The organism is Variovorax sp. P2_H12 (assembly GCF_056403395.1).
On the sequence record NZ_JBFUFO010000122.1, the window covers coordinates 1 to 669 of the forward strand.

Genomic DNA, 669 nt, shown 5'->3' on the forward strand with positions numbered 1-669 from the left:
GTCGACGCCCACGCCGCGCAGCCCATGGGCGGAGAACAGCTCTTCCGCCGTCGTAAGGATGCGCTCGCGCGCCGGGAGGCGCTTGGCCGTGGCAGGCATGGCAGTTACTCGACCCTCTCCGGGACCCCTAGGATTCGTCACCTGAAGACTAACAGACAGGTCTGTCCGATCAAGCGGTCGGACGGAGTGCCTGGCTGGCGATCGAGGACCTCGCAGATACGGGGGCGGAGTGATGAGGCGGATCGCGCGGGCGCGGTCGTTCTTCAGGAAAGGTTCGTTGGCCACGCCGACCCGGGAGGCGTCGGGCGCCATCGCGCCGTCCCTTCCAGATCCTCCCTCTGCGACCAGGCAGAGCCGAGGCAGTCATCACCTGCGACCCGCGGTGCTTCGCTGAAGACGCCCTGGCGCGATGCGTCGTGGATCAATCGGCGCCCGTTCAGTCAAGGGCGCCCAGGGCCACTTCGACGGCCCCCATCAGCGAGGGCCGGTCCGGATCGATGGCACCCATCACCTTCAGCCCCTGCATGGTCACCAGGAGGAATCGGGCCAGGTCGCGGGAGCCGCGGGCGGCGGGCAGCTCCCCACTTGCCTGCGCTTCCGCGATGAGCTCGCAGAGCGCGTCCTCCAGTGAGGCGGTCGTCGAGCGCACGTGCGCGGCGGCCTTGGGGT

At 69.2% G+C, this 669-nt stretch carries 1 pseudogene; it reads right to left on the bottom strand.

The window, feature by feature from the left end:
* Positions 1-436: 436 nt before the first annotated feature.
* Positions 437-669, bottom strand: a pseudogene (locus AC1DYK_RS35480) (TetR/AcrR family transcriptional regulator); the annotation flags it as partial.